Raw genomic sequence first — 19,065 nt, 5'->3', positions numbered from 1 at the left:
AATGAATTCGATAACTATTTTAAATGATAATTTATATTAATAGCATATTAAAAGCGACTAATTATATATTACTTTAGCCACTTTTTTGTTAATGTTTAAGAATAGAATAGCTTTAATTATTGCTTAATTTACATTGATAATCTTGAATTGTACCCGCTGATCCAAGGTTGAAATCGAGCAATTTTAATCGGCTCGCCAACAAAATAAATTCATTTTTTTGCGAGCTTGGTATCATCGCTAAGCCATAACAGGCAATATTATCACCCTGCTCTTCGGCATATTTTTCTAGATAATTAAATGTTGATATTTTATTTATGTCTGTCGCGGGAATTTTAATAGCTATGTATTGATGACTATTGATTCTTTGTTTTAATGCCCGCCAGCTTTTGGTTATAGTATCTTCATTTTCTTTTATTATTTGATACACTTCAGCTTTTAAACAGGCTAAATGAATATGCAATTGTTCTTGTGATCGACCATATTTTGAGTTTATAGCAAGAGAAAGATATTGATCGTTAATGGGTTTGTTTGCTAATTTAATAAATAGCTGCCGATTTTGTCATGCTAACTTAAATAATTTTCTGTGTTTTTTTGTTGCAAAATATGACTTTCAATGCCAGGGATTTTGTCTAATGGTAATAATAAATCATGTAATGGCCCCTTTATATCCTTATAAATAAGAGATCGGTGTTGTTGATCAACTTTGATACATGGCGATTGTAAGCTGCCATTTTTAAACTCAGGAATACATTGTTGATTAATAGTTTGCCATCACTTATCACTGTTTATTTTTAAATAGGCAAAATAAATTAATATTGATAAGAGTAAAGCAAAAAATATCTTGAGCAGTAATTTGATAGTTTTTTTCATAAAAAATCCTATTATAAAAATTTTCCTTGAAAGCATTTTAGAATGACTGATTGAGTGGCTATCTGCGTTTTTTACTCAGCTAGTATAAGGTATGTGTAAGTTTATTCTATCTATTTGTTAATTTAATGTTATAAATGTTTTTCTTTTTTGACGGAATATAACTTTATTGAGTAGTTCGCACGTTTAAAAGATATCTCTTGACTCTTTTTATGTGAGGTTTTTTTACTTACGTCTAATTAGAATCAAAATAACAAAGAAGATTAATAATGATAATTTTTATCACTGGCGTTACTGCGGATTTCGGCGAAACAATAACGAAAAAATTCATTGCTAATGGCCACATTGTAATTGGTACAGGTCAACGGGAAACAAGGTTAAAAAAATTGCATCAACAGCTAGGAAAAAATTTTCACCCTATCCTGCTAGATATATAAGGGATAAGCAAGATATTAATATTAATGATATAGTGAACAACTTAAATTCCAAAAAAATTGATGAAATGGCTGATACAGATGACTGGGATATTATGATTGATACCAATGTGAAAGGATTAGTTCATATGACCCGCGCAATATTACCAGGAATGGTGGCGGCCAACCATGGTCATATCATCAACATTGGTTCTATTGCGGCTAACTAGCCATATAAGGGAGGAAATGTTTATGGTGCCACTAAAGCATTTGTGAAACAATTTTCTTTAAATTTGCGAGCTGATTTACAAGGTAAAAAAAATAAGGGTAACGGATATTGAGCCAGGTTTGGTATCTGGAACAGAATTCTCTTATATACGGTTTAAAGGTAATGTAGAAAAAGTATCTGAGACTTATAAAGGCGCCGAGACCTTAACAGCAGAAGATATCGTTGAGGCTGTTTTATGGGTTTCAACTTTACCTGTCAATGTTAATATTTTAGAAATAATGCCTGTTTGCCAATCTTTTGCTGGTTTAAGCGTAGATAAAGAATTTTATAATGATAATTGATAATTTTTAAACATATTTTTTTATAATATAGCTTCTCTTTAACCTGGGTAAATATTTTTGTACTAACAAGAAGGTGGTAAATTATATCGATATTAGCCTTATTGGCTTGTTATTTGTGTAGTGGAGCTGTTTCTGCGGTAGAATTATTTCTTCACGATGGTAATAGTGCCTTAACAAAAGAACAAGCGCCTGAACAGAGTGAACAATGGAATGAAACAAAATCGTTACGCAAAAAAGTTAATCAGAGGGCAGAAAGGGAGTTTGATAAAGCAGATAATGAAAGTGAAGCTTGCTATAAAAATGGTAAATTAAATGCTTATTGGGAATCTAAGACTAAGCGTTGTTTGGACAGTAATACAGGGCAACCTAAACGTCCTTAAATACGCGTTAAACATTAAGGTAATGGACATGAAAAAGATATTTTTATTAAGCTTATTGCTATGTTTTGCGGTACCAACGATGGCATTAGCGTCATCTTGTGACGATGTTAAGAAAAATATTTCAGAAAAAATAGTTAAAAATGGCGTTTCCTTGGATGCATTTAAACTAGAAATTGTACCAACTGAACAGCTAGACGTTACAAAAGATGAGGTTGTTGGTCATTGTCAGAATGATAAATTTAAAATTGTTTATACCCGTTTACTGCATCAGTAGTACTTAAATGATTAAGGGTGACATTGGATGCACCCTTTTCTTTAGTATTAGCAGCCTCTTATTATATTTTTTATAAGCTTTTTATCCATATACTCTGATAAATCCTGTTCTTCCGGCCGTAATAAATAAGGGATTTCCCCTAGTTTAGGTGCCGGTATGTGACACTGTAACCTATTAATGATTTGCGCATAACATGTTAATCCAGGATTAATACGATTGGCTATCCATCCAACTAAACTAACGCCGTCTTGAATAATAGCATGCGCTGTTAAAACAGCATGGTTAATGCAACCGGGTTGAATGCCAACAACTAAAATAACTGGCATTTTCTGTTGGATAACCCAGTCGGAATAAAACGTTTGCGGATTCACTAAGTGGCGCCACCCTCCACAACCTTCAATAAGAATATAATTGGCTTTTTGCTTTAGAAGAGTTATTTTTTTATTAATTTGATTAAAATCAATAATAAGTTCTTTTTCATGGCTATTTTGAATGATCGCCGGATTTATTTCATTAGCAGTTGCGAAATTGGTGATGATTGTGAAATAGTACTAGTAAATTTGTTAATTTCATCCAGGACTGACGTCTTTTGACATTTTGTTTTTATAATAGGTTTTAACCTATTGCACTACTCGAGTTATCATTGAGTGATTGTAATAAGGCACGGGTAGCAATTGTTTTACCTACATTGGTATTTGTTCCAGTTATAAATAAACTTGTCAACATATCTTAAATCCTATCTATAATAATAGATTAAGAAATTTTGATGGAGTTTAAGATACTGTAATTTTTAAAAGATTGCGTTAGCTCAATTTTTTACTTAATTAGCGTTTATTAAATTTTATCCCGCCATTAATTTAGCCAGCAGAGAACCATTATATAAGGCATCTTTAATAATAGCGGTCGCCAATATTGTTCCTTCATTATTAAATTTAGTTGCTACTAGGGATACATTATTTTGGTAACAGGGTAAGGATTTTTGTCGAATGTGTTTGCTAATGACAGGAAATAGCTGATTTTTTTTACCTTGTTTAGCGGTGAGCCAATTAAAATTAATTAGTAAATATATAAGAAAAAAGAAGAAAAATAGTATTCAATAAAAAATTTACCAGTTATTTTAATTGGGTTTTATTAAGTTAAATACCGTCAGATTTTTTATGTTGTTATTTTTAATAAGCTTATTCAATTTATATATTGGACAAAATATGCCGTTTTATTTATTCTGGTATCAATTATTAGTAAATAATTATCAGGTATTAGATGAAAATATCTCAACAAGATGACAAAGAGAACGTTTGTTGTCGAAAGGATAATTTTCAGCATCATATAAAATATCGTGATGCCCTTTATATACGGGTGACCTTGTCATTCTTTATGGTGGGATTATCGACTTTTGCTTTACTCTATTTTGTGCAACCGATACTACCCATTTTATCAAGTGAATTTAAAATATCACCTCCTCAATCTAGCATGTCACTTTCACTTTGCACTGCCCTTCTCGCATTGGGATTGCTAGTAACTGGCCCTCTTTCCGATGCACTAGGTCGCAAGAATATTATGGTGATCTCTTTACTAAGCGCAGCTATTTTTACCTTTATCAGTGTTTTTATGCAAAGTTGGGATGGTATTTTATTAACCAGAGCGTTAGTTGGATTTGCTTTAAGTGATGTTGCAGCATTTGCCATGACTTACCTCAGTGAGAAAATTCATCCCAATTATTTAGCACTTTCTATGGGATTATATATTAGTGGTAACTCTATAGGTGGTATGAGTGGGCGCTTAATTACCGGTATTTTAACTGATCATTTTTCTTGGCGGATAGCAACCATTGTATTCAGTTTGTTTGCGTTTATTTTAGAACTTCTTCAGTCCGGCCACTTTTCCTATGGATTAATTTTAGAGTGCATCTTAGAGATAAGGGATTGCCTTTTTTATTTATGATTGGTTTTATCATTATGGGAAGTTTTATAACCCTTTATAATTATATAGGTTATCGATTATTGGAAGCCCTTATAATTTTAGTCAGACTATGACTGGTCTATTAGCTTTTATCTTTTTAGCCGGTACCTATAGTGCTTCTAAAGCAGGATTTTTAGCATTAAAGTATAACTATTCAGATATTTTATTTATTGCAATTTGTTTAATGTTTATTGGTATCGCGATTACTTTTTTCTCTCCAATTTTACTTATTTTATTGGGCATGGTGATTATGACGGTAGGGCTTTTTGCAGCTCATGCTATTGTCAGTAGCTGGATTGGGAAACGTGCAAAGCGAGCAAAAGCCCAGGCATCTTCATGGTATTTGTTCAGCTATTATGGAGAATCCAGCATCGCTGGTACATTAGGTGGTATATTTTGGAGTGATTGGAAATGGAATGGAATTATTGGTTTTATTATATTTTTAACATCTCTAGGATTAATTATTAGTATCAAATTAAGGAAAATATAAACTGCTGGTCTTAATTAAACACAAAATTTTGTGCTTTAATTAAGACTTTTATTTAGATCAGTACTAATTAAATTTAATATCCATACTATATTCGCCCAGATAAAGTTTGGCAGCTTGAGTTTTTTGCTGGAGGTGCAGTTACTGGAAATTTATCATCAGGCGTAATATATACCTGTGTTGTAGCAACATAACCGTCACTAAAAATAGCTTCAATATAAGTAGCTTGCCAACCCATTATTTTTGTATTTATAGCGACCGTTATATTTTTACCTGTGCCAATTTTAATTGATGATGGTAAATACCTGATACCACATGAGTAATTTTGACTGGTTTTTCTGAAAAGTGAACAGTAAGTCTATTTTTAAAAATACAGGTACTTAATTTTGGTAAAGATACATTTCTATTTAAGCGATTAACAAATGATATTAAAGAAGGTACAGTAAAAGCTAATATATTAATATGGTTGGTATTTGGTATAATCCTTAACGATTTAGTACCAGGTAATTTATCGCAATAAAAACGAGAGTTATCTGGGGGTATACATGCAGTACATCCTTGAGCTGACACACCAGAGACAATAAATTTTTTGATGTTTCATTTTTTTAATTCTTGTTTAGTAAACCGAATAGTTTGTGAAACAACGGCAGTCATAGGTATATCTAATGGTAATACCCTTCTCTCAGGATTATTCATTGTTAATTATTTTCATTAAGAAATTTATTGTCATCATTCGATATAAGGTAGTTATTTACGATATTATTAATTGAAATAACAATAATATTAGTTCTTTCAGCAATTTCAATCAGCATTTTTTATTAAAATCTGGTGAAAAATTCTTATTATTATAACTAGCTCCACTATTTATTATAATAAGAGCATATTTAGGCTTCGGTATTGTAGGAATGTATATATCAAGATTATGACGCCGCGTTTGTGGGGAAACTAATTTTTCAGGTGACCACTCTTGAGACACTATTTTGTATTTTATAAGTTCTATGTCGCCTATTTATTCCTGCCCATATATAGAATATTTTAACGGATTGGAAGCTAATAATTGTTGATAATAGATAATAATATTTGAAAACTGAAAAAAGTTTTCTGGTGATATCAAATGTTTCATATTTGAGGCAACGCTTTTAGTACAAAAACAAACGAAAAGAGTAAAAAAATAGTTTTATAAATTTCATTAATTACCTTTTGTTTTTTTTAATCCTGTAGAAATTTTATTTTTTCTTAGTAGGTTAGGTGCTATTATGATTATAATAAAAGCATGTTGTAACTAAATTGAGACTTTTATATGAAATATGATGCAAGATATAAATTATCAAAATGTTTTGATTTATTGAAAGCTGAACTAGCTTATTTTTTAACCGAACTTAATGCCTTATCTCTAACCTCAGCTATTGTATTTAAATTACCTGAAACCAAGAAAGGAGAAGAAAATAATGATATTAACCAAATAGCAATTAGCACTTTGACAGGAAAAGTGGCCTTAAACTTAGCATTAACAAACTACAATCGATTATTTATTCATGATAGCCCGCAACACATTAGTAATAAAATCGCAATAAGGCTACCTGGTGCCCTATGTTTTAATCTTTCAGTAGAAAATTATTTAGGTATAAAACAGCAACTGGAAACAATTAATAAGTTAAAAACAGAATTAAAAAATATTGTCACTCATCAATCAGGGATAAAAAAAGAGCAACGATTTGAATTTATTCACCAACAATTACATGGCTTAATTACTCTCAATGCCTATCGTAAAATCAATTACGTTGAGTCACCTAGTAGCATTAATTTTGGCTGGGCCAATAAAAATATCGTCAATAAAGTAACAAAAGAGCAAATACTTGAGCAACTACATAAAAACTATCAATCTGAAAAAGCAATGTCTGCATATACTAAACAACAGTGGCGTACTTTAATTGAAAAAGAGATCCAAGACTTAAATAGCATCTCTAATGATGCCATATTAAAAATACAACGGCCTGTAAAAGTTCAGCCGATTGCCAGAGTTTGGTACGCGAATGAAAAGCAACAAGTACAATACGCTTGCCCTCTTCCACTTTTATCATTTAGTAGTGATACAAACCATTTGACAAAATTAGGTACGCTTTCTGACTATGATATTAATAATATAAAAATAAAACATAAGCCCAAAAATAAAAAACTAAAATTAATTATTGCTCGATTACATCTTTATCAAGAAATTTAAGTAAAAAAAACCGAGGTTATTAACTCAGTTTTCTCTTTTTATAAATATAAAAACTATTTCTTCATACTACCAACCATATTTTCAGGTCGCACCCAACTATCAAACTCTTCAGCTGTTAAATAAGCCAGCTTTAATGCTGATTGCTTAAGCGTCAATCCTTCTTTATGTGCTTTTTTAGCAATTTCAGCGGCTTTATCATAACCAATATGCATATTTAGTGCAGTAACTAGCATTAATGATTCATGTAATAATTTATCTATCCGCTGGCGATTAGGCTCAATACCTTTAGCGCAATGATCATTAAAACTAAGCATACCATCCGCCAATAAACGAATTGATTGTAAAAAATTATCAATAATCATAGGGCGGAAAACATTGAGTTCAAAATTACCTGATGCTCCACCAATATTAATAGCAACATCATTCCCCATAACTTGAGCACAAAGCATAGTTAAAGCTTCACACTGAGTCGGATTAACTTTTCCTGGCATTATCGAACTACCAGGTTCATTTTCTGGGATCATAATTTCACCAATGCCACAACGCGGACCTGACGCTAACCACCTTATATCATTAGCGATTTTCATTAATGAGGCTGCTAAACCTTTTAAAGCACCATGGGCATGAACTAAAGCATCACAAGTAGCTAAAGATTCAAACTTATTAGGCGCAGTGACAAATGGTAGGCCGGATAATTTTGCAATTTTACTGGCAACTTTAATGGCATATTCAGGATGGGCATTTAAACCGGTACCTACCGCCGTTCCGCCTAATGCAAGTTCAGAAAGATGAGGAATACTCTCTTCAATATGGCGGACATTATGAGCTAGCATTGCTCCCCACCCTGATATTTCTTGCCCTAATGTTAATGGTGTTGCATCTTGAAGATGCGTACGGCCAATTTTGACAATATCATTAAAGGCGTCAGATTTTTGCTTAAAAGTAGTTTGTAGTTCTTTTAATCTAGGTAACAGAAGTTGATGTAAAGCAATAACAGCAGCTACATGCATTGCGGTTGGAAATACATCATTAGAACTCTGGCTTTTATTTACATCATCATTCGGGTGAATTAGGCGTTGCTGACCTCTTTTTCCACCTAAAATTTCACTCGCTCTGTTCGCCAATACTTCATTTATATTCATGTTAGTTTGCGTACCAGAGCCGGTCTGCCAGACTGCTAATGGAAATTCAGCCATATGCTTATCCGCTAAGACTTCATCAGCTGCGGCGATAATAGCATTAGCCTTATCTTTTGCTATCAAACCTAAATCGCTATTTACTTCAGCTGCTGCTTTTTTAGTTAATGCCAATGCATGGTTCAAGGCAACAGGCATTTTTTCCACTGAGATATGGAAATGTTGCAGCGAACGTTGCGTTTGAGCGCCCCATAGCCTATCTGCTGGGACTTTAATTTCACCCATTGAATCTTTTTCAATGCGATATTCTGACATTATTATCTCCTTAGCATAAAATAATTGAATATGCATAATCCATCTTTGCAGATAAACTGATTGTACTTGAAATCATGCACTATTTTTAATTTAAAATGTGAGAGATAAGCGAGTTTATTGCATTACAGTTAAAAATAAATTTTTATCAACTAAGAGCAGTATTATATGTTTAAAATGATCAATAAAATTCAACACTATGATTGGGGAAGTAAAGATGCCCTAACTAAGCTTTACCATATCAAAAATCCTCAGCACTTACCGATGGCTGAATTATGGATGGGAGCACATCCTAAAGCCAGCTCTATGGTTGAAGATTTAAATAGCCAGCAAAAAATATCATTAGATAAACTAATAGCAACCGATCCAAGCTATTATCTCGGTGAAAAAATTGCCCAAAAATTTCATCGATTACCTTTTTTATTCAAAGTGCTCTGCGCGGCTCAACCACTTTCTATCCAGGTACACCCAGATAAAATCGCTGCCGAAGTTGGGTTTAAGCGTGAAAACGCAGCTGGAATTGCGCTCGATTGTCCTAATCGTAATTATAAAGACGATAATCATAAGCCTGAATTGATTTATGCTTTAACGCCTTTCAAAGCACTTAATTCATTTCGCCCTTTAAAGGAGATCGCTAATTTATTGCTGCCGATTGCCGAAGCTTCACCAGTTATTCAACGATTTTTAAAGACCCCAACAGAAACTCAACTGGTACAACTTTTTAAACATGTGTTAAGTCTGACAACAAAAGAAAAGCAACCGCTACATACAGCCTTAAAATCTGTTCTACAGCAGGAAAAAGGGGAGCCTTGGAGCACGATAGAAAAAATGTTGCCATTATACCCTGAGGATAATGGATTATTTGCACCATTGTTACTGAATATTATTGAATTACAACCAGGTGAAGCGATGTTTCTCTATGCCAGAACTCCGCATGCTTATATTGAAGGTGTTGGTTTAGAAGTAATGGCCAATTCTGACAATGTACTGCGCGCGGGATTAACTAACAAACATATTAATATTGCTGAATTACTGGCTAATTTAGATTTCATTGCCAAACCCTGCGGCACATTATTGCTACAACCGAATATACATAATAATGGATTTTGTTATCCTATTCCGGTAGATGATTTTGCTTTTTCCTTATATCTAATTGATAATCAATTGACTACGATAGCAAACAATTCTGCCACAATTTTATTTTGTGTTGAAGGTAAGATATCTATCACCTCAGAAAATCAAACTGCCGAAATCCTATCTGGCGAATCCATATTTATATCTGCATCCGAAGGACAAATTATGCTTAATGGAAAAGGTAAACTGGCCAGAGTTTTTAATTATTAGCAAAAATTAAAATACATGCAAAACTGTATATAATGTATTTTATTAAATTTGATCCCTTTTACCCGCTAAAATCCTTAAGGGATGGATATATGAAGAAATCGTTAGTAACTGTAGGTGTCATTGTAATTGTTGCCGTAATTTGGACAATTGGCTCTTGGTATACCGGAAAAAATTGAGAGAGAGTTTGATACTTTCATTGAACGCACTAATACCAAACTAAAAAATAATGCTCCAGAAGCTGGTATTAATGTTAAAACAGAAAATTATAAGCGAGGAATTTTCACTTCTAACGCGGACATCGTTATTGATATAAAAGAGAATAGCGAAAGAAAAAATACCACTGTTAAGTTTGCCACAGAAATCTTTCATGGCCCCTTTCCTATTAACAAAATAGTTAAACTTAATCTGTTACCAAGATTAGCCTCAACCACTATTTAACTGGTTAAAAATGAAACCACTGAAGAACTATTCAAATATACTCAGGAGCAAGCATTCATAACTAGTGATGTTGACGTCGGTTTTATTTAATGAAGGCCTAGATGCAAATTTAAATTTAAGTCCACTAGACGGCAATCCTTATGGAAAAAATATAACGTTTAGCGGTGGTGCAATTAATTATGTGGGCAATACCGATCTTAAAGATATAAAAATTTCCGGTGTTAGTGATAATTTTGTTATCGGCAATAAAGAGAAAACGGAAAGCATGATAGCTATGACATTAAATTTTCATTTAAAAATTTTGCTATTAACTTAGACTTAGATTCTGTACTAAAAGACGATAGCATTGACGGTAAAATTTCTTATAGCATTAATGATCTTATCGCTAAAGAACAAAACTTAGGTTCTGGAGAACTTACGTTATTAATCGAAAGAATGGATGCTAAAGCGTTTGGTAATTTCCTAAAAAGTTATAATGATGAAATTGCTCACAACTTAGCAAATGGCAACCCTCTTTATAATGCAGATACTATTTTCGCCCAGTCATTAGTTGAGAACTTACCTAGCTTGTTGAAGAATAGTCCGAGAATTGTCATCGAATCTTTTTATTAGAAAAATAGTGCCGGTCAAAGAAATATCAAAATAGATATCGATATGAAGCCTTGGACATTGAATCAACTCTCTGTTTATAGCCAAAATAACCAATATGATCAGGTCATCAAAGCACTATTCAATCATTTTAATATCAACGTTAATTTATCAAAACCGATGTTGATAGAAATGCTTACCCAAACAGAAATACTAAGCTCAGCTGATAAAGTGACCACCCCGGAACAAAAACATTATTTAGTCAGAAAGCAACCGCACAAATTAGTGAATTTGAAAGTTCAGCTAAGCAAAATGTCTTTACATCACCAACAGAATACTTCCTCAGTGATGAGAAAAAAGCACAATTGAATGAAGATAGACCAATTTTGCCATGGATGCTGGTAACCAAAGATAATATAAGGATGGATATTCATTACGCCGGTGACGAACTGAAGATGAATAATCAAGCATTTAAATTAGTTGAGTTTTTAATTAATATTGGCTTGATGGACAATCCATCGTCTCAGCCTGCAACAACGCCGAAAACCACCCCACAATCAAATTAAACCTTAGTAAAATGACAAAAGCCAGTTAAGCTGGCTCTTTTGGATCAATTTTTAATACCGAGGGTTTCTATGTCGAATAAAATTAATATAATAAAAGATCGACCTTTAATAAAACCTAGCCTGCAACATAATCAGCTAAAAACAAACTCATTAATTAGAAAAATAAAAAAATAAAAACCTGTTTTGTAAAAAATAATATTCATATTTCAACTAAAATTGGTTCAAGTAAGGCTAAATTTTATCACCAACTCATGTTATGTCTAAATCTTGACAGTACAATTCAAATAAAGAATTATCATCTCACTTCACGACTTAATCAGGAATATAATTCCACGATAGAAAGTGTCGCCCTACAAGGATCGCCAAAAAACTTACATTCAACTGAAAGCTTGTCTTTACCTGTTTGCCCCTTTCTATTGAGCCAAAAACTACTACAAGTTAAGCAAATGCAATATGAAGAAAAGACACAAAATGAAAGAGTTAAATTAAATGGCTATGTATCATTAATTAAATAAAACGACTTTTTTTAGCATAGCGTTGTGCCAATAGCGCACATACCATTAATTGAATTTGATGAAAAATCATCACTGGCAGTAAAATAATACCAACTAGATGAGCAGAAAAAAGTATATTAGCCATAGGGACACCATTAACTAAACTCTTTTTAGAGCCACAAAATACTATTGTGATCTCATCGGCTTTACTAAAACCAAAATAACGAGCGGTGTAAATATTAAATAAAACCACTATAGCAAGTAAAAAACCGCTAACAATCGCAATTATTAATAGCGACCAGTCATCAACTTTATACCATATCCCTTCAATAACCTCCTCACTAAAAGCGACATAAACCACTAATAAAATAGATGAGCGATCAGAAATAGTAATTAATTTTCGATAGCGATTAATCCATTGTGCCAGTAACGACCTAAATAAATGGCCTAAAATGGCAGCATAATTTGCAATAAAATAGCACCAATATTTGACGACAGATCAATCTGTTGATGATTATCAATATCTATTAAGAAACTGGACTAATATTGGCGAAAAAAAACACCCCTAACAAACTGGAAGCTGATGCGCTACAAATGGCAGCGGCAATATTGCCGCCGGCAACAGAAGTAAACGCAATCGCAGACTATACTGTCGCAGGTAAGGCGCAAAGGTAAAGAAATCCGATATAAACAGTCGGTGACATCTACTCAGGTACTAACGGCTTTAACACTAAGCCAATAATCGGAAACAAAATAAAGGTACTGCAAAAAATTAACAGATGTAATCGCCAATGACCGATACCGGCAAAAATAGCCTGGCGTGAAAGTTTTGCGCCATGGAGAAAAAAAGTAACGCAATAGCTATAGTCGTTAAATGTTGAAAGACGATTTTCACCTTACCTTGACAAGGAAAAAAAGATGCAAGCATGATAGTCATTAACATAAACAACAAAAAATAATCAATTTGTAAACGGCGCCACCAACACATAACGTTTCCTTTAATATTTAAAAATATGAATAGACAAAATGAATAAAATTAAAGCGCCAGCTCTACTGTGTTTTGCATTTTTGTCGACTCGATTCCCACTTCAATCAATTTCATCACCAAAATAGCTTCTTCGGCGCTAACTGGATTAGGTGCACCATTAGTAATTGCCTGACGAATAGCACGATAATAGTGACCATAATTACCTGGTTTAATTTCTAATGGCTTAACGATCAGCTCACCATTTCATGACAACGTCACGTTTTCATCGTGACTATCCTTACCCCAATTTTTTGCTGTTGGTAATTGTACTGCTTTTAAACACTCTTCTTGTGGATCGAGACCATATTTTACATAACTGCCTTCCATACCATGTAGTAGATAAATCGGCGACTCTGCTGCTGCGATGGTGGTAGCATGTAAAACAACCTTTAAGGTTGGATAATTTAAGCAAACATGAAAATAATCAACTGTTTCAGCTTGTGGCCGGATCATAGCTATATCGGCAAAAATAGATTTAGGTTGGCCAAAAAGTTGCAATACTTGATCAAGCATGTGAGGCGCTAAATCATACCATAGACCACTGCCCGCCTCTTTTGACTCTCGCCACCGTTGACGTACATCAGGCCGATAACGATCAACATGTGATTCATAATATTTTAGCTCGCCCAATATTTGATTTTCTAACAACGATTTCACCGTTAAAAACCTGAGTCCCAGCGGCGATTGTGATAAACAGATAATAACTTACCTTTTGTTTTGCGCTAATTGATTTAACGTTACAGCTTCTTGCACAGTCAAGGTAAACGGTTTATCGACGATTACATGTTTACCAGCTTCGAGTGCTTGTTTAGCCAATGGGAAATGGTGTTTTATTTGGTGTTGGAATAACAATCAAAGAGACTTCTGGCTGCTCAGCCAAAAGTTGTTCAAGTGAAGCAAAAACAGGGACATTAGGCCAATCTTTTTTTACTTTTTGTTCATCACTACTTGCAATAGCTGATAATTAAAATCCTTCTATTGTGGTAATAAAAGGAACATGAAAGGTTTTACCGGCAAAACCGTGACCAATCAAACCAACCTTAATCGGTTTATTCATAACTACCCCTTAAAACAATGACATGTCAAACTTAAAACCATATATGACAACCAGACCAGCCGATGCATATTATTTAGCGTACCTTTTTATTTTTTAGCTGCAATCACTATTTTTCATTTTCTTAAAAATCATTAACTGACTAAAATTGACTTTCACACAAGATCGATAACGTATATGACTATCAGTTGCTATCATAGCCGACCATTTAGGTTTACAACTTCAACTGACTAAATAAAAAATTTAGGCGCTCAGATGACAGATTATTTTTTATTATTTATCGCTACCGTTTTGGTAAATAATTTCGTGCTGGTAAAATTTCTTGGCTTATGCCCTTTTATGGGGGTTTCTAAAAAACTAGAAACCGCTATTGGTATGGGATTTGCTACAACATTTGTGATGACTTTAGCATCCATCTGTTCATGGCTAATGGATACATTGGTTCTAATACCGTTAGATTTAATCTATTTACGTACTTTAAGCTTTATATTAGTTATTGCTGTTGTTGTTCAATTTACTGAAATGGTGGTACGCAAAACCAGCCCGACACTATACCGTCTTTTAGGTATTTTTTTACCGTTAATTACCACAAACTGTGCAGTTCTTGGTGTCGCTTTACTGAATATCAATCAATCGCATAATTTTTTACAATCTGCCGTTTACGGTTTTGCGGCTGCAGTAGGATTTTCTTTAGTAATGGTACTATTTTCTGCCATCCGTGAGCGTATCGCAGTGGCAAATGTTCCGACTCCCTTTCGCGGTTCATCGATCGGTCTCATTACAGCCGGCCTAATGTCTTTAGCATTTATGGGATTTAGTGGTTTGGTAAAATTCTAATGAGTACTTTATTAATTGCAATCGGTGTTATTGCCGGATTTGGCCTTATTTTTGGTCTTATTTTAGGAGTTGCCGCGCTTCGCTTTAAAGTAGAAGACGATCCAATAGTAGAAAAAATTGATCATATTTTACCACAAAGCCAGTGTGGCCAATGTGGCTATCCAGGTTGTCAACCCTATGCCGAAGCAATTGCCAATAATGGTGAAACCATAAATAAGTGCGCGCCCGGCGGCGAACAAGCTATGTTAAAAATTGCCGAATTACTTAATGTAGATCCACAAGCGCTTGATGAAGATAAATTAACGCCAGAACGAAAAGTTGCTTTTATTGATGAAGCCAACTGTATTGGCTGCACTAAATGTATTCAGGCTTGCCCCGTTGATGCAATTATTGGAGCAACGCGCGTTATGCATACAGTGGTAGAAGATCTCTGTACCGGTTGTGATCTTTGTGTTGCCCTTTGCCCAACAGACTGTATTACGATGCTACCAATAAAAACCACCATCAAAAACTGGAACTGGGATCTCACCACTATTCCAGTAAAAAATATTACTACATCATCGAACTCAACACAGACCGTTACATTTGCTAGCAAGGAGCGAGCAAATGTTTAACTTTTTCAAAAAACTTACATCAAATAAAGAAAAAATTTGGTCTTTTTCAGGTGGCATACATCCGCCTGAAATGAAAATACAATCAAGCCAAGTTCCGTTAGTTACGCTCCCTTTAGCTGATGAATTGATTATTCCTATTCAGCAACATGTAGGTTCAGCGGGTGATATCATTGTTAAAACCAATGACTATGTTTTAAAAGGACAAGCATTAACTAAAGGCTGTGATCGTCGGATCCCTGTCCATGCTACGACTTCAGGTACTATTACTGACATAGCCCCCCATATAACCGCACACCCCTCCGGCCTAAAAGAGCTTTGTATTCGGTTACAGCCAGATAGTAAAGATCAATGGTGTGAGCGCAAACCTCTCCCCAACTACTTACAATATTCGGCTAAAGTCTTATTGTCACATATCGAGCAAGCCGGTATAGTAGGATTAGGCGGCGCAGGCTTTCCGACGGCAACAAAGTTGAAAAATGGCAATAAATTAATTAATACGTTAATTATCAATGCCGCAGAGTGTGAACCTTATATAACCGCCGATGATCGATTAATGCAGGAGCATGCTGATGAAATTATCGAAGGTATACTGATACTGATACATATTTTAAAACCGAAAGAAGTCCTGATTGGCATTGAAGATAATAAGCCCGCAGCAATAGCCACCTTAAAAGAAGCACTTTTAGGCCAACAAGCTATGATTAAATTACGAGTAATCCCAACCAAGTATCCTTCAGGCGGCGCTAAACAATTAATTAAGATATTAACCGGCAAGGAGATACCCAGCGGCGTTCACTCTTCGTTCATTGGAATATTAATGCAAAATGTTGGTACTGTGTTTGCGACTAAACGAGCCATTATCGATGGTGAACCATTAATTGAACGGGTGGTTACATTAACCGGCGATGCTATACAAAAGCCGGGTAATTATTGGGTTCGTTTGGGTACCCCGATCAATTTTCTATTACAACAGGTCGGTCTGGTGCCCCAATCAGAGCAAATGGTTATTATGGGAGGGCCACTAATGGGCTTTACTTTGTCTGATTTAACCACCCCTATTATTAAAATTAGCAACTGTATCCTTGCTCCTACCATAGCAGAAATCGGTGAACCTAACATTGAAGAAGCTTGCATTCGCTGTGGTCTTTGTACCCAGGCTTGTCCAGCTAATTTATTACCACAGCAACTTTATTGGTTTAGTCGAGGACAGGAGCATGAAAAAGCGGAACAATATAATTTATCCGATTGCATAGAATGTGGTGCTTGTGCTTATGTTTGCCCAAGTAATATTCCACTTGTCCAATACTATCGACAAGAAAAGGCAAAAATTAAAGCCATTACTCAAGAAAAGCAACGTACATCGGATGCTAAGAAACGGTTTGAGGCTAAAAAAAGCCGGCTTGAACGAGAAAAAATTCTGCGTCAGCAACAGCATAATCAAGCTGCGGTTAAGACTGAAGCAACAGACAAAGCTGCAATTAATGCACAAAAAAATCAGGCTGACAATAGTAGAACTGAACCATTGAATAACCAAGCCGCGATTGAAGCGCGTCAAACCAGAAAAGCCCAACTGCGTGCTATTCAAGCTGCCAGACAAGCAGCAGAAAGCCAATCAGTTGTAGCAACAGAAACAACAAGCGAGCAGCAGCCAGCTGATCTACGTAAAGCGGCCGTTGCCGCCGCTATTGCCCGGGCAAAAGCCAAACGTGATGAGCAGAGTAAAACTCCCTAATAATTGAACAATATATGAGCTGAAAAATGAAATTCAGACCAATACCGACTAATAGTCGGGTCAACCGATTAAAAATGACGACTTCACCCTTTACGCATGAAAAACAAAGTACCAGTAAAATTATGCTGTGGGTTGTTATTGCTGCCATTCCCGGTATTGCCTGCCAAATTTACTTTTTTGGTAGTGGAACGATTTACCAAATTTTACTCGCTATCATAACCGCATTTATTTGTGAGGCAGCAGCTTTACAGCTACGAAAATTACCGGTTATAACCCATTTAAAAGATAATTCCGCCTTAGTAACCGCCCTATTGTTGGCTATTAGTATTCCACCATTATCACCCTGGTGGCTGGTAGTTTTAGGTACGGCCTTTGCCATATTAATAGCTAAACACATCTATGGCGGATTAGGCCAAAATTCATTTAATCCAGCCATGGTAGGCTATGTGGTATTATTGATCTCATTTCCTGTTCAAATGACCAGTTGGTTACCGCCGACAGAGCTTCAATCTATCCATGCCGATACTTTAGCTAGCCTACAAGTCATTTTTTCCGGCCATACCGATACAGGAGCAACTTTAAACCAATTAATGTTAGGTTTTGATGGTGTAACTCAAGCGACACCACTCGATAGCTTTAAAACGGGTTTGCTAACACACTCAATTAGCCAAATACTGCAACAACCTATTTTACAAGGTTCCTTAGCTGGCATCGGTTGGCAATGGGTTAACATTGCTTATCTGTTTGGTGGCATTATTATGCTTTATCGCCAAATAATCAGCTGGCAAATTCCGCTGGCATTTTTAGCCACGCTAATATTCTGCTCATTATTGAGCTGGCTTATTATGCCATCACAATACGCTTCTCCTATGATACATCTGTTTTCAGGAGCAACCATGCTTGGTGCCTTTTTTATCGCCACCGATCCAGTTACGGCGGCAACTACACCGCGTGGTCGTCTTATTTATGGGGCAATGATTGGATTATTAATTTGGATCATTCGCGTTTATGGTGGTTATCCTGATGCTGTTGCTTTTGCGGCATTACTGGCCAATATCGCTGTACCGCTCATTGATCACTATAGCCAGCCGCGTGTTTATGGCCATAAATAAGGAGTGGTTATGTTGAAATTCATTAGACATCATGGCTTGATATTAGCTGTTTTTGCTGCCGCTACCGCTGGACTGACAGCAGTGGTTTATACCATCACCAAAAGTACCATTAATAACCAGCTGCTTATCCAACAACAAAAACTGTTTGATCAAATTATTGCTCCTGAATTTTATGATAATAATTTAACCAAAGAGTGTTACTTAGTAAGTAAAAATGGAACATTAGGTAGCGAACTACCCCATCATCTCTATATTGCCAGAAAAGAGGGAAAACCGATTGCTGCCATCATAGAAAGTATCGCACCAGATGGTTACTCAGGAGCAATAAAATTGCTAGTCGCAGCTGATTTTCATGGTAAAGTCCTTGGTGTTCGTGTAACTGAACATCATGAAACACCTGGATTAGGTGATAAAATTGATATTCGTATTTCAAATTGGATCAACTATTTCTCAGGTAAAAAATTTGACTCAGAACATAGTCCCCATTGGGCGGTAAAAAAAGATGGTGGCGATTTTGACCAATTTACTGGTGCCACTATTACACCGAGAGCAGTTATTAATGCCACTAAGCGTGCTGCCTGGTTTATACAGTCGGTGCCGCAAAAATTATCAACTTATCCAGCATGCTCAAATTAATTAC

General features: G+C 35.0%; 18 protein-coding genes and 8 pseudogenes. 17 read left to right on the top strand and 9 right to left on the bottom strand.

Annotation, left to right across the window (positions count from 1 at the left end):
* Positions 1-112 precede the first annotated feature (112 nt).
* Both AC01GB_RS15975 and AC01GB_RS15970 read right to left on the bottom strand, forming a co-directional pair.
* Positions 113-547 (bottom strand): annotated as a pseudogene (locus AC01GB_RS15975) (CDP-diacylglycerol diphosphatase); the annotation flags it as partial.
* Positions 548-564: 17 nt separating this feature from the next.
* Positions 565-762 (bottom strand): CDP-diacylglycerol diphosphatase, encoded by a 198-nt coding sequence (locus AC01GB_RS15970; RefSeq protein WP_474452923.1) that lies wholly within the window; start codon positions 760-762, stop codon positions 565-567.
* 374 nt (positions 763-1,136) lie between these two features.
* Between AC01GB_RS15970 and AC01GB_RS15965 the strand changes: the two are divergent.
* The 3 genes and pseudogenes from AC01GB_RS15965 (at position 1,137) to AC01GB_RS15955 (ending at position 2,504) form a co-directional block, all read left to right on the top strand.
* A pseudogene (locus AC01GB_RS15965) lies at positions 1,137-1,850 on the top strand (SDR family NAD(P)-dependent oxidoreductase).
* A gap of 155 nt (positions 1,851-2,005) precedes the next feature.
* Positions 2,006-2,230 (top strand): annotated as a pseudogene (locus AC01GB_RS15960) (DUF1283 domain-containing protein); the annotation flags it as partial.
* 28 nt (positions 2,231-2,258) lie between these two features.
* Positions 2,259-2,504 (top strand): DUF1161 domain-containing protein, encoded by a 246-nt coding sequence (locus AC01GB_RS15955; protein WP_474452666.1) that lies wholly within the window; start codon positions 2,259-2,261, stop codon positions 2,502-2,504.
* A 47-nt stretch (positions 2,505-2,551) separates the two neighbouring features.
* On the opposite strand, the pseudogene bioD reads toward AC01GB_RS15955, so the two are convergent.
* Positions 2,552-3,230, bottom strand: a pseudogene (gene bioD / locus AC01GB_RS15950) (dethiobiotin synthase).
* 534 nt (positions 3,231-3,764) lie between these two features.
* Here bioD and AC01GB_RS15945 point away from each other — a divergent pair.
* A pseudogene (locus AC01GB_RS15945) lies at positions 3,765-4,953 on the top strand (MFS transporter).
* Positions 4,954-5,038: 85 nt separating this feature from the next.
* Here AC01GB_RS15945 and AC01GB_RS15940 read toward each other — a convergent pair.
* From AC01GB_RS15940 to AC01GB_RS15930, 3 genes are all read right to left on the bottom strand, one after another.
* Positions 5,039-5,188: a hypothetical protein gene (locus AC01GB_RS15940; protein ID WP_474452665.1), complete on the bottom strand. Its 150-nt coding sequence runs from the start codon at positions 5,186-5,188 to the stop codon at positions 5,039-5,041.
* A gap of 23 nt (positions 5,189-5,211) precedes the next feature.
* On the bottom strand, positions 5,212-5,520 hold the full coding sequence (locus tag AC01GB_RS15935; RefSeq protein ID WP_474452664.1) for a PhoPQ-activated protein PqaA family protein: 309 nt from the start codon (positions 5,518-5,520) through the stop codon (positions 5,212-5,214).
* A gap of 235 nt (positions 5,521-5,755) precedes the next feature.
* Entirely contained in the window at positions 5,756-5,941 is a 186-nt protein-coding gene (locus tag AC01GB_RS15930) for a PhoPQ-activated protein PqaA family protein (RefSeq protein WP_474452922.1), read from the bottom strand.
* A 309-nt stretch (positions 5,942-6,250) separates the two neighbouring features.
* Between AC01GB_RS15930 and tus the strand changes: the two genes are divergently transcribed.
* A complete protein-coding gene (tus, locus tag AC01GB_RS15925) occupies positions 6,251-7,171 on the top strand; it encodes a DNA replication terminus site-binding protein (RefSeq protein WP_474452663.1) in 921 nt (306 codons plus the stop codon).
* A gap of 53 nt (positions 7,172-7,224) precedes the next feature.
* On the opposite strand, the gene fumC is transcribed toward tus, so the two are convergent.
* Positions 7,225-8,622, bottom strand: a complete 1,398-nt coding sequence (fumC, locus tag AC01GB_RS15920) for a class II fumarate hydratase (protein ID WP_474452662.1) — start codon at positions 8,620-8,622, stop codon at positions 7,225-7,227.
* 165 nt (positions 8,623-8,787) lie between these two features.
* On the opposite strand from fumC, the gene manA reads away from it, so the two are divergent.
* From manA to AC01GB_RS15885, 7 genes and pseudogenes are all read left to right on the top strand, one after another.
* On the top strand, positions 8,788-9,963 hold the full coding sequence (gene manA / locus AC01GB_RS15915; RefSeq protein WP_474452661.1) for a mannose-6-phosphate isomerase: 1,176 nt from the start codon (positions 8,788-8,790) through the stop codon (positions 9,961-9,963).
* A 32-nt stretch (positions 9,964-9,995) separates the two neighbouring features.
* Positions 9,996-10,401 (top strand): annotated as a pseudogene (locus AC01GB_RS15910) (DUF945 family protein).
* 64 nt (positions 10,402-10,465) lie between these two features.
* Positions 10,466-10,717, top strand: coding sequence for a hypothetical protein (locus AC01GB_RS15905; protein ID WP_474452660.1), 252 nt, complete (start codon positions 10,466-10,468; stop codon positions 10,715-10,717).
* Positions 10,681-11,013 carry a DUF945 family protein gene (locus AC01GB_RS15900; RefSeq protein ID WP_474452921.1) on the top strand — a complete coding sequence of 111 codons (333 nt, stop codon included), beginning with the start codon at positions 10,681-10,683 and terminating at the stop codon, positions 11,011-11,013. The genes AC01GB_RS15905 and AC01GB_RS15900 overlap by 37 nt, the downstream gene beginning before the upstream one ends.
* A 42-nt stretch (positions 11,014-11,055) precedes the next feature.
* Positions 11,056-11,358, top strand: a complete 303-nt coding sequence (locus tag AC01GB_RS15895) for a hypothetical protein (protein WP_474452659.1) — start codon at positions 11,056-11,058, stop codon at positions 11,356-11,358.
* Positions 11,355-11,555 carry a hypothetical protein gene (locus AC01GB_RS15890; RefSeq protein ID WP_474452658.1) on the top strand — a complete coding sequence of 67 codons (201 nt, stop codon included), beginning with the start codon at positions 11,355-11,357 and terminating at the stop codon, positions 11,553-11,555. The genes AC01GB_RS15895 and AC01GB_RS15890 overlap by 4 nt, the downstream gene beginning before the upstream one ends.
* A gap of 251 nt (positions 11,556-11,806) precedes the next feature.
* The gene (locus AC01GB_RS15885) at positions 11,807-12,070 is read left to right on the top strand and encodes a hypothetical protein (protein WP_474452656.1); all 264 of its coding nucleotides are present in this window, start codon (positions 11,807-11,809) and stop codon (positions 12,068-12,070) included.
* On the opposite strand, the pseudogene AC01GB_RS15880 reads toward AC01GB_RS15885, so the two are convergent.
* Positions 12,063-13,037, bottom strand: a pseudogene (locus AC01GB_RS15880) (bile acid:sodium symporter family protein). The gene AC01GB_RS15885 and the pseudogene AC01GB_RS15880 sit on opposite strands and share 8 nt — an antisense overlap.
* Before the next feature lie 48 nt (positions 13,038-13,085).
* A pseudogene (locus tag AC01GB_RS15875) lies at positions 13,086-14,133 on the bottom strand (oxidoreductase).
* A gap of 252 nt (positions 14,134-14,385) precedes the next feature.
* Here AC01GB_RS15875 and rsxA point away from each other — a divergent pair.
* From rsxA to rsxG, 5 genes are read left to right on the top strand one after another with little or no spacing between them, the layout of a single operon-like run.
* A complete protein-coding gene (gene rsxA / locus AC01GB_RS15870; protein WP_474452655.1) occupies positions 14,386-14,967 on the top strand; it encodes an electron transport complex subunit RsxA in 582 nt (193 codons plus the stop codon).
* Positions 14,967-15,581 (top strand): electron transport complex subunit RsxB, encoded by a 615-nt coding sequence (rsxB, locus tag AC01GB_RS15865; RefSeq protein WP_474452654.1) that lies wholly within the window; start codon positions 14,967-14,969, stop codon positions 15,579-15,581. Before rsxA ends, rsxB begins: the two co-directional genes overlap by 1 nt.
* Positions 15,574-17,313, top strand: coding sequence for an electron transport complex subunit RsxC (gene rsxC, locus AC01GB_RS15860; RefSeq protein ID WP_474452653.1), 1,740 nt, complete (start codon positions 15,574-15,576; stop codon positions 17,311-17,313). Before rsxB ends, rsxC begins: the two co-directional genes overlap by 8 nt.
* Before the next feature lie 26 nt (positions 17,314-17,339).
* On the top strand, positions 17,340-18,425 hold the full coding sequence (gene rsxD / locus AC01GB_RS15855) for an electron transport complex subunit RsxD (RefSeq protein WP_474452652.1): 1,086 nt from the start codon (positions 17,340-17,342) through the stop codon (positions 18,423-18,425).
* Between the two features lie 9 nt (positions 18,426-18,434).
* Positions 18,435-19,061 (top strand): electron transport complex subunit RsxG, encoded by a 627-nt coding sequence (rsxG, locus tag AC01GB_RS15850; protein ID WP_474452651.1) that lies wholly within the window; start codon positions 18,435-18,437, stop codon positions 19,059-19,061.
* Positions 19,062-19,065 lie beyond the last annotated feature (4 nt).

The sequence above is a fragment of the Candidatus Arsenophonus phytopathogenicus genome, assembly GCF_056113345.1.
This window is presented reverse-complemented; position numbering and strand designations above follow the sequence as displayed.